General features: G+C 23.6%; 6 protein-coding genes. All 6 read left to right on the forward strand.

What is annotated here, in order from left to right; all coding sequences use genetic code 11:
- The first annotated feature begins 213 nt into the window (after positions 1-213).
- Complete coding sequence (locus tag AXG55_RS01965) at positions 214-369, forward strand: IS3 family transposase (RefSeq protein WP_148696468.1); 156 nt, start codon at positions 214-216, stop codon at positions 367-369.
- 27 nt (positions 370-396) lie between these two features.
- Entirely contained in the window at positions 397-954 is a 558-nt protein-coding gene (locus tag AXG55_RS01970; RefSeq protein WP_233231305.1) for a DDE-type integrase/transposase/recombinase, read from the forward strand.
- A gap of 374 nt (positions 955-1,328) precedes the next feature.
- Positions 1,329-2,036: a HalD/BesD family halogenase gene (locus tag AXG55_RS01975; RefSeq protein ID WP_148696470.1), complete on the forward strand. Its 708-nt coding sequence runs from the start codon at positions 1,329-1,331 to the stop codon at positions 2,034-2,036.
- 104 nt (positions 2,037-2,140) lie between these two features.
- Complete coding sequence (locus AXG55_RS01980) at positions 2,141-9,865, forward strand: non-ribosomal peptide synthetase (protein WP_148696471.1); 7,725 nt, start codon at positions 2,141-2,143, stop codon at positions 9,863-9,865.
- The gene (locus AXG55_RS01985; RefSeq protein WP_148696472.1) at positions 9,855-14,027 is read left to right on the forward strand and encodes a non-ribosomal peptide synthetase; all 4,173 of its coding nucleotides are present in this window, start codon (positions 9,855-9,857) and stop codon (positions 14,025-14,027) included. Before AXG55_RS01980 ends, AXG55_RS01985 begins: the two co-directional genes overlap by 11 nt.
- On the forward strand, positions 14,011-15,048 hold the full coding sequence (locus tag AXG55_RS01990; protein ID WP_233231306.1) for an ATP-binding cassette domain-containing protein: 1,038 nt from the start codon (positions 14,011-14,013) through the stop codon (positions 15,046-15,048). The genes AXG55_RS01985 and AXG55_RS01990 overlap by 17 nt, the downstream gene beginning before the upstream one ends.
- The last annotated feature ends 10 nt before the right edge of the window (positions 15,049-15,058 follow it).

Raw genomic sequence — 15,058 nt, forward strand, 5'->3', positions numbered from 1 at the left:
ATTCAATCCTTACAATATCTTTCTCAACTCTTAATTCGCATAATTACATTTTAACAGATGCTATTGAGATTATGAAAAAAAGAGCCAAGAAAGAGCCTTGTTAAAACAGCAAAAGAGATCCTAAGTCATAAGAAATACTCAGTATTAAAGGTAACTAAAAGCTTAAAAATATCAAGACAATCAATATATAAGATCAGAGACAAGGTCGTCTTTATGAGAAATTATTTAAAAGAAGAAGATAGTATTTTATTGCCTATGATAAGAAATATTATCGAAACAAGACCAACATATGGCTATAAAAAAATAACAGCCATGATCAATAATATTTTTCATGGTAATAAAAGAAAAGTTAATAAAAAAAGAATATAAAGAATCATGAAAATAAATGGTTTGTTATTGCCAAAAAATGAGATTCAAAGAAAACCTCATACAGGAACTGGTAAAATAATAACGTTACATTCAAACACGCGTTGGTGTTCAGATGCTTTTGAAATTAGGTGTTTTAATGATGAAAAAGTATATGTTGCTTTTTCTTTAGATTGTAGAGATAGAGAAGCAATAAGTTATGTTGCTTCAAAAGAACCATTATTAGGAAAAGATATACAAGAATTAATCATTAATTCTGTGGAAAAAAGATTTAATAAAATTAGAACCCCTAGACAAATTGAATGGCTCACAGATAGAGGCTCAATTTATAGAGACAAATTAGTACAACAATTAGCAAGGAATCTTGGTTTAAAACCATGTTACACTGCTCCTTACAGCCCTTCAAGTAACGGTATGGCTGAAGCATTTGTTGGGACATTTAAAAGAGATTATGTTTATGTCAATGATTGTTATTCTGCTGATTGGATTTTAGGACATTTAGAAGAATGGTTTTATGATTATAATCATCACGCACCCCATTCAGGATTTGCAATGTTGAGTCCTGTACAGTATCAAAATTCACATTAATCATGTGTCAACTTAAATGAGGTCCAAAGCAATTTGAAAAGTGAATGATGTAGGTAAGGCTAAATTTTTGTCTCGCGCATACATTATTACTTAAAAATAAATAAGTATTTACACCGAAAATTTTTAAGCCTATTTTTTTGGTAATCTTAATTAAATCAAAAAAATTTAGGTAATCAAATTAATTAAAATAATTTAATTTAAAATTATGATATTATTTATATTTTTATATAAAAAGTTATTTTAAAAATTTATTTAATATAACATCTTGACTTAATTTTTTATTATATATAGATAATTTTTTGATAATTTTTTTATTTCATAAAAAATTTATTAAAAATTATCAATAATTTATTAAAAATTGAAAGTATTTAAATATGAAAATATTGAGTGATATTTGTATCGACTATTTATCATTAAGAAAAAATATTGATGAAAATGGAGTAATCAATCTTACTAATTATTTTAGCAAATCAATTTTATCATTGTTGCAAAATGAAATTGTAGAGATTTTTACAAAAAACAAAAAAAGACGAGATATATACATGAGGGAAACAGATAATACTCCAAGAAAAATGTATACAGTATCTCAAAAAGCAATTTATGAATCATCCGATTTAATACCCGCATTTTATAGCTCTAAAGATTTAAATTTACTTTTAAATAAAATAACAGGCAAAGATATTTCTCCAGTACCAGTTGAAAGTGGTGAGAGATTTGTAATTAACGGATTAGAAAATGCAAAAGATACACATGGCTGGCATTGGGATGATTATACTTACGCTTTGGTATTTATTGCAAAAGCACCGAGCGTTGAATTTGGTGGCTATTTAGAAGCTATTCCAAATACATTAAATGAAAAAAATGAATCTAATGCTTTTACAGCTATTAATAATAATAAAATTGATAGACATTTTTATTCTGAGAAAAATATATATTTCATGAAATCCGATACAACTTTGCATAGAGTTACTCCAATTAATAATGAAAATTTAAGAGTATCTCTTGCTATGGCATGGGCAACCGATAAAGACTTAAGATTAGATTTAGATCATATGACTATAAAAAATCTATATGGAATTTAAAATTTAAAATTTAATATGAAAATATAAATAAATATAATAAAATTAAAATGTGTCTATAAATTCTGGAATAATTTAATTAAATAGAATAATTTAAAGGATTTTTTATGTATAAGATTGAAATATCTCCGTATTCAAAAACGTTTTATATAGAATGGAAAATAGATCCTAATAGTTATAAATTTAATATAAACTTTGACCAATATTTATATGGAGATTTAGACGTTTGTAAACTTGATAAATCTGTTAAAAAATTTGCATCAGAATATTTGTTATTTAATAGTCATATTCAGAATATAAATGATCATATTTATTGGGTGGCCAATGATGAAATTTTTGGAATTGATTATTATTCAAATGCACTATCTGATTATGGAATTCAAGAATATATAACGAGACCATTTAATTTAGAAAAAGGGCCTCTATACAGATTTTTAATAGCAAAGATTGATGAAAAAAAATATAGGTTCTTGTGTGTTATTCATCATATGATCATAGATGGTCTCTCTGCGAACAGTTTTATAGAAGAAATATCAAATTTTTATAATAAAGAAAATCATTTTAATAGTATTACATTTGAAAATCAAATATTAAAAATTAATGAATTTAATAATTATTTTAACAATCATATAAAAGAAAACATAAGTAGTTTTAAAGAATACTGGAATAAAAAAATACTTGATGTTGATTTTATAGATTTTAAATTTCTTAAATGTGAAAATAAAAATAAAATAAAAAATTTAAATGATAATATAAACTATCAAAGTAATATACAAAAATTATTAAATATTTCTGAGATTAAATTTTCATTAAAAAGCAACATAAATATTAAAAGAAAATTTAAAGTTACACCGTATATTTATTCAATGGCGATTTATGCCATTACTCTTCATAAATTTACAAGGAAGAATAAATTTTGTATAACATATCCTATTGGAATTAAAGAAGGATCTGAACTAATATTTGGTGCAAACGTAAATTTAAGTTTAATTAAATTTGATTTTAGCATATTAAATAATATTAGTGATGTAATTAATGAAATAAAATGTCAAATTTTAGAGTCTAAAAGTAGCATAAAGCATTCTTATGCCCCTATTTATGAAATTATTTCTAACAAAAATAAAGATATTTTAAAAATTTGTTTTGGAAATACAAATTTCAAAAATAAATTATTTAATTTTAATAATATTAATTGTGATATCATTAGGACAAATATAGAGTTGGAACATGAATTTTCCTTTGATATAGAAATAAATGATAATATTCATTTTCGAATTTTGTTTTCTGAATTAAGTATCAATAAATTTCTAATTAATCAATTTGCAAATACATATATTGAATTATTTTCAAAAATAAATGATGATATTTCAAATAATCTTGATAATCTTGATTTAATTGCCTATAAAACAGTTACACATGATGCATTGTCTAAGCAAATTAATCTTGATCATATAAAAGAGTATAAAAATGAAAATCTAATTCATAATTATTTTGAATACTATGCTAAATTATTTCATAATAAATTGGCAATAATTTATGGAATTAATAGCATAAGTTATGCAGTATTAAATGAAAAATCTAATCAAATTGCAAATTATCTCAAAAGTAATTATTTAATTTCGGGAGATGATTTAATAGCTGTTCTTCTTGAGCGTGATGAATTTTTTCCATTGTATGTACTAGGAATATTAAAGGCAGGAGGAGCATATGTTCCATTAGATCCTGAGGCTCCATTTGAAAGAAATAATTTTATTGTCAATGATTCAAAGCCAAAAGTAATAATAACAAATTCAAAATTTAAGAAAAATTTTGAAGATACTAATTTTAATTGTAAAAATTTTGAACTAGTTTTAATTGATACAGAAAAAACACAATTAGAGTTCAGTGAATATTCAAAAATAATTCCAAAATTAAACATTAATTCAAATAATTTAGCATATGTAATATATACATCTGGAACAACTGGCCATCCTAAAGGGGTAATGATTGAGCATAAAAATGTTGTAAATTTAAGAAATAATTTAAGTGATATGGAAATTAATGGAGACATTTTAGCTTATTCAAATTATATATTTGACGCAAGTATTTTTGAATTATGTGTCAGTATATTCAGTGGAAACTCTCTACATATTTTGAGCAATGAAATTAGAAAAAATACGATATTAATTGAAAAATATATATTAGAATTTAAAATTTCAAATGCTTTATTGCCACCAATACTATTAGAAAATTTGAATATTACAAATATTAATATGCTGTTTACTGGAGGTGATAAAACCTCCAGAAGAGTTGTTCAATCTTTTCTTGATAAAGGAATTAATTTCTATAATGCTTATGGACCAACAGAAATAACTGTTTTGTCGACTATTCATAAGTTTAATAGTGCGGATGAAAGTAACTTAATAGGCAAGCCCATATGCAATACGAGCGCGTACGTATTAGATGAGCAAATGAATTTGGTGCCCATAGGAGCCGTGGGAGAGCTCCATATTGGCGGTGTGGGTTTGGCGAGAGGTTATTTAAACAGACCTGAACTGACTAAAGAAAAGTTTGTAGAAAATCCGTTTCAAAGTGATGAAGAAAAAAGAACAGGCAAAAATTCGAGATTATATAAGTCGGGAGATTTAGTTCGTTGGCTTCCAGATGGAAATTTGGAATATATAGGTAGAAATGATTTTCAGGTTAAAATTAGAGGTTATCGAATAGAGTTATCAGAAATAGAGAATATAATTTTAGGAAAATCAGAGATAAAGCAAACCTTAGTAGTAGCAAAAGAGCAAAAAGGAATAGAGGGAATTTTAACAGGAAATAAATATTTAGTATGTTACTATGTCTCAGAAAGTAAGTTAAATGAGAATGATATATTAGCTTTTTTAAAGCAAAAGTTGCCCGATTATATGATTCCGAATTTTTTTATCTATTTAACAAATTTTCCAGTTAATAGCAGCGGAAAGATAGATAGAAAATTATTGCCAGAAGTAAATTTTACAAAGAGTAATAATTATGCATTGCCAAGAAATGCAATAGAAGAAAAATTATGTGAGATATGGTCTGAAATATTAGGCATCCCAAGTAACGCCCTAGGAATAAAAGATGATTTTTTTCGCTTAGGTGGTGATAGTATAATAAGTATACAAATATCTAGCAAAGTACGTCAAAAATTAAAAATAGATATAAGTGTAAAAGATATATTTGAGTGTAGAACAATTGAAGTGTTATATAATCAGGTTATTTCAAAGTATTTACAAGAGAAAAAAGAGATTAAAAGGATACAGCAAGAGGAATTATTGCCAATGGGTGAAGTTCCATTATTGGCAATTCAAAAATGGTTTTTTGATTCGAACTTTTGCAATAAAAATCATTGGAATCAATCCTTTTTAATAGCGACAACAGAATTAGATAGCAAAAAGTTAGAGTTAAGTATAAATAAATTAATACAACGACACAAAACATTTCAACTTAGATATAAGAATGAAAATGGAAAATGGATTCAGTACTATACAGATAAAATAGAATATCCCGAATTAAGAACATTAGATTTAAAATCAATTGGCTATGTTGAAGGCAGTAAAGAATTTGAAGAAGAGCTTCAAAATGTATTTACAAATTGGCAGAATGATTTTGAAATTACAAATGGTAAATTATATTCATTCGGATATGTTTATGGATATAAAGATAAAAGTGCAAGAATATATGTAGCAATTCATCACTTGATTGTAGATACAGTAAGTTGGAGAATTTTAACAGAAGAATTAAATGACATATATCTAGAAAAAGAATTAGAACTCAGAGGTTCAAGTTATAGACAATGGGTAAATTCAGTAAGAGATTATTCAGAAAAACATCATAATGAAAAAAGTTATTGGGAGAATATATTAAATAAATATAAATTTTATCATGAGCAAAATAAATTATATGAATTAAGCATTCAATATTCAGGAAACAGAAATTCATCATCAATTGAATTAACAGAATTACAAACAAATAATTTGTTATCTATGTGTCATGAAGTATATAATACAAATATAAATGATTTATTATTATCATCATTGCTTCTCACTTTAAAAGAGACAACAGATATAGACAATCATTATATATTGCTTGAAGGACATGGCAGAGAAGAGATAAATGATACAATTGATATATCTAATACAATTGGTTGGTTTACAACGCTGTATCCGGTTAATTTAGAGTTAAAAAGTGATTTAAAAAATACAATAATTAATACAAAAGAGATTTTAAGAGAAATTCCAAATAAGGGTATTGGGTTTGGTCAGTTTTATAATTATGATAGCAAAAATATTCCGAAAATAAGTTTTAATTACTTAGGTCAGCTAGATAATAAGAATAGCATGGAATGTACAAATGAAAATAAATGGTCAATTTCATGGGACTCGGCAGGAGTATCTGTAGATAAGCAAAATAAAGATGATTTAGTTATAAACATCAATGGGCTTGTTATAAATGGAGCGTTAAAAGTATATTTTTCATGCAAATTACCAATAGAAATAACAAATAAAATAGCAACAGTTTTTAAAGTATCATTAGAAAAGATAATAGCTCATACAATAAACAAAAATAGGTGTTATTTAACGAGTTCAGATGTTGAAAATATTATAAGCCAAAAAGAGTTAGATAATCTTCAGGAAGAGAAAGAAATAGAAGCAGTTTATTTAGCAAATAGTTTGCAGCAAGGATTTATTTACCATGCTCTAAATCAGGGTCAGGTTGATGATGCGTACTTTGTTCAAACAGTATGGGAATATAAACAAAGAATAAATATTGAATCTTTGAAGCAAGCTTGGATATTTGCAATTGAGAAATATCCTAGTTTAAGATTAAGATTCTCATGGGAGAACTCTCTACTTCAGATTATTGACAAATTTGGAATGTTAGATTGGAGATATATTGATTTATCTCATGAAAGTGATGATTTATTAATAAATGAAAAAATTAATGAGATTCAATTAAATGATAGAAATGAGAAATTTAAACTAGAAAAATCTTGTTTATTTAGAATATACTTAGTTAAACAATCTGACGAATTATATACTTGTATTTTTAGTAGCCACCACTCTATTTCTGATGGTTGGAGTAATCCAATTCTAATGAACTTTATTCATGAAAATTATTTTAAAATTGAAAATAGGGAGAAAATTTCATTTGAAACTGACTCAATTTATTTTTTATCTCAGAAATATTTGCAAATAAATAAAGATAAAGATACGAATTATTGGAAATCCAAGGTGAGCGAAATTCAAGAATTTTCAGATTTTAGAAATTTACTTAATCAATCATCAAAAAGTAGAGAAATTAACTTATATTCATATAAAAATATTTTAAATCCTAGAGAAATTAACTTATCAATTAGTGATATTAATTATAAAAATATTCAAAATATTAGTAAAAAAAATGGAATTACAATTAATTCGATTATTCAATATGCCTGGCATAAGACCCTAAGCATTTATGGGAATACAAAACAAACTATTGTAGGAATTACAAATTCAGGAAGAAATATACCTATAGAAGGAATAGAAAATTCTTTTGGTTTATATATTAATACTTTACCTTTAATTGTCGATCATTTTGATAATATTAGAATAATTGAGAAGATAAAAATTATTCAAGATAATATTAATGAAATTAATTCAAAATGGAATATTAATTTAGCAAATATTCAAATTAATGGCAGAAGATTATTTGATAGCATTTTTATATTTGAAAACTATCCTATGAATCTTTGTTCTAGTATTAAAATGAAATATAAGGAAAGTTTTGAAACTTTTGATTATCCGCTTGGTATAGTTGTAAATCAATTAAATGATTCGTTAAATATAAGTTTAAAATATGCAGGTGAAATATTTAATGAGCATATTATTAATAAAATGTTTTCTACAATGTATAATATTATTTTTAATATTGAATGTAATAAATATGAAAGTGAAATAAAATATATTGATTCAATTGAGTATATAAAATGCAATTCAATTAATGATAAATTTTTACAATTAAAAGACAAAAATATAGTTAGTGTATTTGAAGAATATGCTAAAAAATATCCAAAAAGAAATGCGGTAATATTTAATGGAAATAAATTTACTTATGAAAATATTAATGAAATTTCAAATAAAATAGCTAGATATTTAATAAATAATTTGCATGTTAATCAGGAAGATTTAATCTGTTTATTTCTCTCTAGAAACCAATTAATTATAATTGCGATTCTTGCAGTATTAAAATCGGGAGCTGCTTATGTTCCGATAGATCCATCTTATCCAGTGGAGAGAATTAAAAATATACTTGAAGATACTAAATCTAAAATTATATTAACTAATGATAAATATCTCGAAATAATTAGTGAAATTAATTCAAGCATTGGTATTGTATCTATTGATAATGATGATTTTAATAATTCATTGTCAAGTTATTCAAGTGAAAATTTGCAAATATCAATAAATGAAAAAAAATTAGCATATGTAATATATACTTCCGGAACTTCGGGTAAACCTAAAGGAATAATGATTGAACATAGGGGAGTTATAAATTTAATAAATGTTCTTAAATATGATCTTAATTTAATTAATAATCTATCTGTAAAAAAATGCGTACTTAATTCAAATTACGTATTTGATGTACATGTTTGTGAATTATGTGTTAGTATTTTTAATGGAAATTCACTTTATATTACTTCTGAAGAAACAAGAAAAGATCTTAATAAAATAAAGAATTTTATAATAGAGAATGAGATAGATGTATTATTTATTACACCAAATATACTAAATAATAGTGAAATTATTCCTGTTAAAACATTATTTTTAGCTGGTGATAAAGTTCCAAAAAATATAGTAAGAAATTATATAAATTCAGGAATTAATATAGTAAATTCTTATGGTCCTTCAGAAATAACAGCGTTTTCTAATAGATATTATCTGAGTAATGAATGTGAAAACAATGTTATAGGTCAATGTATTGAAAATACAAAATTTTATGTTTTGGATTCATATTTAAATCCCCTTCCAATTGGATCTATTGGTGAATTATATTTAAGTGGTGCTGGTATAGCTAGAGGTTATGTCAATAATATTGATTTGACAAATAAATCATTTATTTTAAATCCATTTCAAAATTTAGAAGAAAAAAAGTTAAATATTAATTCAAAAATTTATAAAACTGGAGATTTGGTAACTATTAATGAAAATAATGAATTGGAATTTATAGGAAGAAATGATTTTCAAGTAAAAATTAGAGGTCATAGAGTTGAATTATCTGAGATTGAAAATACAACACTTAATTATTCTATGATTAAACAATGTGTAGTTATTTCAAAGAAATATAATAATAATTCTTTAACTAATGATAAATATTTATTGGGCTACTTTACTTCAGATATAAAAATTGAATCAGAGGAAATATTAAATTATTTAAAAGAAAGACTTCCTGAATACATGATACCAAGGTCTTTTTTGCAATTAGATAAAATACCATTAAATCATAATGGAAAATTAGATATACATTCTCTACCAGAGCATAATTTATTAAAAAGTAACTCATTTTATCCACCAAGGGATGAAATGGAGAGTAAAATATGTCAAATAATATCTGAAATTATTGGTATTTCAAAAGAAACGGTTGGTATTAGAGATGATTTTTATCAGTTAGGTGGGAATAGTATTTTAGTAATTAATTTTGTAAATAGAATAAATAACGAATTTTCAATATCTGTAAATATCTCTGATATATTAAAAAATAAAAATGCCGAGAATATTAAAACATTAATATTATCAGAACAATGCACAAAAAATCAATTTGGATCTGAATATGAATTATAATGAGATAGTGTTATATATATATAATTTAAATGTTAAAGGTATTTTTATTTGGGAAGAAAATAATAATATTAAATTATTCATACCTAAAAATATTGAAAAACATGAATTTGATACAAATTTTATAAAGACAAATAAGGAAAAATTTATTCATGTATTAAAAGAAAATAATTTAAATACAAAAGAAATTAAAATTCTTAAAACTTCTTTTAAAAATACAGAATTATCTTTTTCTCAAGAAAGATTATTGTATATTGATAGATTGGATGAAGAAAATAATCATTATAATTTGCCAATATTATTCAAGTTTCCTGAAAACATAAATTTAAATTCACTTTTGAAAGCTTTAAATTTAATTTTAAAAAAACATGAAATATTAAGAACTATAATCAAGAAAGAAAATGGTAATTATTATCAAATAGTAGAGGAATGTATTAAAGAATGTGATGTTTTTTTTCATAAGAAATATGAAACAAAATCATCATTTGAATATGAACTATATAATGACTTTAATTATAAATATAATTTATTAAATGAGATTCCTATTAAGTTTTTTATTTATAGTATAGAAAATGATTTATTCTGCGAAAAATATTTATTGATACAAATTCATCATATTGCTTTTGATGGATGGTCATCTGGAATTTTAATCAGTGAAATTGATTATTATTATAGCTATTTTGAATCTCGAAAAAGTCAAGAATTAAATAATATTTTAGAAGATACTATTCAATATAAGGATTTTGCAATATGGCAAAAGCATTTTTTGCAAAATACTGTTTATAGTGCTCAATTAAAATATTGGAAAAATAAATTAGAAAATTTTGAAACTTTAAATTTGCCAGTTGATATTAATAGAAAAAGTAATAAATCTTATGGATTCGATATCCCATTTGAATTAGATTATGAATCTTCATTGAAATTAATAAACTTAGCAAAAAGTATGAATGTCAGTTTATTTAGCCTTTTATTAGGTGGGTTTTATATTCTATTAATGAATTATTGCAATCAAGATGATATTATAATTGGAGTTCCTTTAGCAAATAGAAATCACAAAAATATAAAAAGTACAATTGGATTATTTGTTAATACATTGCCTATCAGAATAAAAATAGATCCAAATTCTAAAATCATTGATTTTCTAAAATTGGTTGGTGAAGAAGTCGTAAATACACAAATAAATCAAGACATTCCTTTTGAGAAAATAGTTGAAGAACTCAAGGTTGAAAGAAATTTATTTAAAAACCCAATTTTTCAAGTAATGTTTACAATGGGGGATTTTGAAGAAAAAATTAGTAATTTATTATTACCATATAATGAAAAATATAATTATTATACCCCAGCTACTTTTGATTTAACTCTAGCAATGGAAGTTAATAATTCAAAAATTAAAGGCGCATTAAATTACTCAGTAAACTTATTTGAAATTGAAAATGTCAATGGAATAGTGAATTCATATATTGAAATTTTAAAAAGTATTTTATTGCTTAATGAATCAAAACAACAGTGTTATATAAAAGATATAAATTTAATTAATTCAGATCAGTATAATAAGTTTATTTTAAATAATAATTATAACTATAATTCTTTAAATAATTATAAAAGCATAATTGATATTTTTTATGAGCAAGTTAAATTGAATCCAAATGGAATAGCAATAATTTATAATGATATTTCAATTTCATATGAAAAATTAAATTTTATTACAAATCAAATTGCATTATATTTAAAAGAAAAATATTTATTAACTTCCGAATCATTAATTTCATTGTGTTTTGACAGAAATGAATATATTATTATTGGTATTTTATCGATTTTAAAATCAGGTGCAGCATATGTACCAATTGATCCAAATTTTCCTGATGATAGAATTAAATATATTATCTCGGATTCAAATTCTCTCTTAGTTATTTCTAACGAAAAATATCAAAATAAGTTAAGAGGTCTTTTTGGGGAAAAATATAATGATTTTATTCTTCCAATAGATTCTATAAAATTTTTGGAAGAAGTTGATTCAATGCCAAGAGATGACATTGAAGTAAAAAGAAATTTAAACAGTTTAGCATATGTTATTTATACATCAGGGACTACTGGAAAACCAAAAGGAGTTCTAATAGAACAATTGGGGGTTGTTAACTTAATTAGAGAGTTAAGTAAAAATTATGAAATGTCAAATGATACTGACTCAGAAACAATGGTATTATTGGCAAACTTTGTATTTGATGCCTCAATTGAACAAATATTTCTTGCAATATTAAATGGCTTTAGGTTATTAATTGTTCCAAATAATTTGTGGCTCGATAAGAAAGAATTTTTAAATTACTTAAATCATAATAACGCTACCCATATAGATGGAACACCAAGTCTCCTAAGTCAATATGACTTTAATTCATTAAAGTCATTAAAAAGATTAGTTTTCGGAGGCGAAAAGCTCAATTCGGAAATTTTTGAAAAAATTAAATCAAATTGTAATTTTAAAATTATAAATACATATGGACCGACAGAGGCAACTGTTACTGCAATTTTAAATACAGATCAGGAGAATCCAGTATATATTGGTAAACCAATTAAAAATGTAACTTCTTATGTTGTAAATTATAATTTAAAGCCTGTCCCAATTGGCGCAATAGGTGAATTATGCATTGGTGGAATTGCTCTTGCTCGAGGATATTTAAAGAATATTGAATTAACAGATTCAAAATTTATTTTAAATCCATTTCAATCAGAATGTGAAAAAATAATAAATATAAATTCTAAAATTTATAAAACGGGAGACCTTGTAAGATGGCGTTTAGATGGAAATTTAGAATATATAGGAAGAAGTGATTGCCAAATAAAAATCAGAGGATACAGAGTTGAGATTAGTGAAATTGAAAATACGATACTTTCTTATGAGAATATTAGCCAATGTGTTGTAGTTTTAAAATCAATGATTAGCGGTAATATAAATACTTCCGAAGTAAATTATTTAATAGCCTATTATATGTCAGATAAAAAAATTTGTGAAATTAGTTTATTAAGTTATTTAGAAAAGTATTTGCCAACATATATGATTCCTAGTCAGTTTATTCATTTAAATGAATTGCCTTTAACTGTAAATGGAAAAATTGATATAAAAGCATTAAAATATCAGCCAATTATTGAAAATAAGAATAATATTCCTCCAAGAAATATTCTAGAGGATAAAGTATCCCAAATATGGTCTGATATTTTATCAATTCCAAAGGATCAAATAAGTATATTTGATAGCTTTTACAAAATTGGAGGAAATAGTATTTTATCAATAATGTTAATTGATAAAATTAATGAGATATTTGATATAAACTTAAAAGTTTCTGAAATTATTTTAAATAATACAATTGAAAATATAGCAAGTATAATTTATTTTAGAGATAATTCCTTAAATTTAATTAGCAATATAAACTTTAGTATCAGTAATAAAAATATGTTTATGATTCATCCAGGAGATGGGGGCTGTGAAATTTATTTTTCGCTAGCTCATGCACTAAGAGATAATTTTAAATGTTACGGTGTCGAGTCTTATAATCTTTATAATGAAAATAAAATTTTATGCATATCTGAATTATCTGAATTTTATTTAAAAAATATTGATAAAATAATGGGTATCAATAAATCAGATGAGTATCATTTATTTGGTTGGTGTTTTGGAGGATTAATAGCGCTTCAGATTGCAAAAATTTTAGAAAATAGAGGTGTAGAAAAAATAAATTTATATTTATTAGATTCTTTTTTTATTGATAAAGATTTAAAATTAAATATAAGTGATATAAAGCCTGATAATGAAACATTAATAAATCATTTTAAATTGCTATATCAGGGTTTACCCATTGATAATTATTTAAATAAATTAGTTAGTAATTATGAATATGATGCGCAAGTTTTAAAGAATTATCATGAATTTAAATTGAAAAAATCTAAGCTTGTTTTATTTAAATCAATGATTAAAGGTGGTAATTTAGATGAATTAGAAGAGATTTTATTTAATAAAGAATATAATAATATTGATAAATTATTTGAAAATAAAAAAAATATTTATTTAGTTAAAATGCATAATAGTAATCATGATAATATTTTAAAGGATGAAGAATTAATTGTTAGTCAAATAATTAAAGGTAAAGGAAATTTTTGTGAATTTAGTAATTAAACTTGAAAATATCTCAAAATTTATTTATGAGAAAAAACATACTGAATGTAAGTCAATATTTTCAAAATTGAATTATTTGTTTTCTAGGGAAAACAGTGTAAAATATCTAATAAAAAATTGCAATATTGAATTATATAGAGGTGAATCATTAGCTATAATTGGTTTAAATGGTGCTGGTAAATCTACTTTGATTAAAGTAATTTCGGGAATTATGGAACCTAGCGAGGGGAATATAAAGGTATTAAATTATTTACCTTTCAAGAGAAATCCTAATTATTTAAAAAAAATTGGAGTTGTTTTTGGTCACAAAAGTTCATTAATATGGGATATTCCATTAAAATATAGCTTTGAATTACATAAATCTATTTATGGCATTAATAGTAATGATTTCAAAAAAAGATTACATTATTTATTAGAATTACTTTCATTAGATGAATGCTTGGATAAAAAAGTAAAATATTTAAGCTTAGGAGAAAGGGTGAAATCAGACTTATTAATGAATATGATTCATTCACCTGAATTAATAATTTTAGATGAACCTACTGTAGGCGTAGATATGGAATCAAAAATTATGATTAGAAATTTTATTAATTATGAAAGAGAGAAAAGTAAAACAACATTTGTAATAACATCACATGATCCTAGTGATATTGAAAATTGTTGCGACAGAATTAATATATTATCTAAAGGTGAAATTGTTTTTTCAGAGTTAACAAATAAACTCAAAGAATCTTATAATGAAATGACAAAATTTTCTGTAATAGATAATAATGATAAATTATTAAATTTATTAAATAAAAATGAATTTAATAATTTTAAAATTGAAAACTTTGTTAATCTTGGCTCTAAAATTAATATTATTGTTAATAAAAATTTTGAATCGAATTTTGCTAATTTTCTATTGCAATTAAGTTTAAATGATTTTGAATTAAAATCTATGTCTTTTGAAGAGATATTAGCCGATAAATTTAAAATATATAAAAATAATTTAATTATTGATGATGAGGAAGATTATGAATAATTGTAGTATT

It is taken from the genome of Silvanigrella aquatica (genome assembly GCF_001907975.1).
In the GTDB taxonomy this organism is placed as follows: domain Bacteria; phylum Bdellovibrionota_B; class Oligoflexia; order Silvanigrellales; family Silvanigrellaceae; genus Silvanigrella; species Silvanigrella aquatica.